Annotated in this window: 1 protein-coding gene; it reads left to right on the top strand. The window is 70.5% G+C overall.

The features are described 5' to 3' along the window. A partial coding sequence (locus JQN83_RS32540; protein ID WP_208570987.1) for a type I polyketide synthase occupies positions 1 to 2728 on the top strand: 2728 nt, incomplete at both ends.

The following is a 2728-nucleotide window of genomic DNA, read 5'->3' as shown; positions in this document are numbered from 1 at the left end:
CGCCGGCACCCTCCACGACACCCCCCTCACCACCCAAACCCCCCACACCCTCCACACCACCCTCACCGCCAAAATCGACACCACCCACACCCTCCACACCACACTCCAACACCACCCCGACGTCACCCTCGTCACCTACAGCAGCGCCGCCGCGACCATGGGGAACCCGGGCCAGGCCAACTACGGTGCAGCCAACGCCTTCCAGGACGCCCTCGCCCACCACCGCCACCGCAGCGGCCTGCGCGCCACCGCCATCGGGTGGGGGCTCTGGGACACCACCAGCGGAATGGCCGGCGGTCTCGGGCGGGCCGAACTCGATCGGATCGCCGCTGCCGGCGTCCTGCCGATCGAGGTGGAGCAGGGGCTCGCCGCCCTCGACGCCGCCCTCGACATCGACCGCCCGACGGTCCTGCCGGTACGACTGAACCTGGGCGCGTTCGCCGCCCGGGACGCCGTACCGCCGATGCTGAGCAGGCTGGTCCGACCCGCCCGGCGGCGGGCGGCGGCGGCGACCGACGCCGCCGGCCACCTGGCCCAGCGGCTGGCCGGGCAGACCCCGCAGGAGCAGACCGCGTTCCTGTCCGACCTGGTACGTGCCGAGGTGGACGTGGTCCTCGGTCGCACCGACGGCGAACCGGTCGACCCGCAGCGGCCCTTCCGGGAGCTGGGTGTGGACTCGCTGACGGCCGTCGAACTGCGCAACCGGCTCGTCGCCGCGACCGGCATCACGCTCGCCGCGACCGCGGTCTTCGACCACCCCACCCCGGCCGCGCTGGCGGAACACCTGCGTACCGTCGTCGCCGGGCCGGACGGCGCGGCACCGGTGACGCCGACGACCCGCACCGCCGTCGCGGTAGCCGACGACCCGGTCGCCATCATCGCCATGTCGTGCCGGTTCCCGGGCGGCGTCGCCAGCCCGGAACACCTGTGGCGGGTGGTCGCCGACGGCGTCGACACCATCGGCGACTTCCCCACCGACCGGGGCTGGAACGTGGACGACCTCTACGACCCCGACCCGGCCGCCGTCGGCCGGACCTACACCCGGCAGGGCGGGTTCCTGCGCGACGCCGACACGTTCGACGCGGACTTCTTCGAGATCAGCCCCCGTGAGGCGGCGGCGATGGACCCGCAGCAGCGGCTGCTGCTGGAGACCTCGTGGGAGGCCATCGAGGCGGCCGGCGTCGACCCGGCGGAACTGCGCGGCAGCGACACCGGCGTCTTCGTCGGCGTCATCACCAGCGACTACGTCACCCGGCTGGGCCACACCCCGGCCGGCGTCGAAGGACACGTCTCCACCGGCACCACCACGAGCGTCGCCTCCGGCCGCATCGCCTACACCCTCGGCCTGGAGGGGCCGGCCATCACGGTCGACACCGCCTGTTCGTCGTCGCTGGTCGCCCTGCACCTCGCCGCCGGGTCACTGCGCACCGGCGAGTGCTCGCTGGCCCTGGTCGGCGGGGCCACCGTGATGGCCGGGCCGGTCAACTTCGTCGAGTTCAGCCGGCAGCGGGCGCTGTCGGTGGACGGCCGCTGCAAGGCGTTCTCGTCCTCCGCCGACGGCACGGGCTGGGGCGAGGGCGTCGGCGTGATCATGCTGGAGCGGCTGTCGGACGCCCGTCGGAACGGGCACCCCGTCCTGGCTCTGGTGCGGGGTAGTGCGGTGAATCAGGACGGTGCGTCGAATGGTTTGACGGCTCCGCATGGTCCGTCGCAGGAGCGGGTGATTCGTCAGGCGTTGGCGAGTGCGGGGTTGTCGGCGGGTGAGGTGGATGTGGTGGAGGCGCATGGTACGGGGACGAGGTTGGGTGATCCGATCGAGGCGCAGGCGTTGTTGGCGACGTACGGTCGGGAGCATTCGGCGGAGCGTCCGCTGTTCCTCGGCTCCCTGAAGTCGAACGTCGGCCACACCCTCGCCGCCGCCGGAGTGGCCGGCGTGATCAAGATGGTGCTGGCGATGCGGGCCGGGGTGATGCCGAAGACGCTGCACGTCGACGAGCCGACCACGCACGTGGACTGGTCGTCGGGAACGGTAGAGCTGCTCACCGAGGCGCGGCCGTGGGAGGACGGGCGTCCCCGCCGGTCGGCCGTCTCCTCGTTCGGTATGAGCGGCACCAACGCGCACGTGATCCTGGAGTCGGTGCCGGAGCCGGTTGTGGTCACTGGCGACGAGCTGGTGGGGCCGGTGCCGTTGGTGTTGTCGGCGCGGTCGGTGGAGTCGTTGCGGGCGCAGGCGGTGCGGTTGGCGGGTTTTCTGGGTGGTGTTGGTGGTGGGGTGTCGTTGTCGGATGTGGCGTGGACGTTGGCGGGTCGTGCTGGGTTTGCGCATCGTGCGGTGGTGGTGGGTAATTCTCGGGCGGAGTTGGTTGCGGGTTTGACGGCGTTGGGTTCTGGCGCGGATTACGTGTCGTCTCCGATTCCGACTTCGACTGCGATCGCGTCTCCGAATGCGGCTCCGACTGCAACTTTGGCTCCGGCTGTGAATTCGGTTCCGGCTTCGGTTTCGGTTCCTGCTTCGTCTTCCTCTTCGTCTTCGGTTCCGGTTCCGGGTTCTGTTTCGGGTTTGGGTTCGGGTGTGGTGTTGTCGTCGGGTGTGGTGTCGGGTGGTGTGGTGTCGGGTGGGACGGTGTTTGTGTTTCCGGGGCAGGGGTCTCAGTGGTGGGGTATGGGTCGGGAGTTGTGGGAGTGTGATTCTGTTTTTCGGGGTCGGTTTGAGGAGTGTGTGGGGGTG

The organism is Micromonospora antibiotica (assembly GCF_017599305.1).
In the GTDB taxonomy this organism is placed as follows: domain Bacteria; phylum Actinomycetota; class Actinomycetes; order Mycobacteriales; family Micromonosporaceae; genus Micromonospora; species Micromonospora antibiotica.
This window is presented reverse-complemented; position numbering and strand designations above follow the sequence as displayed.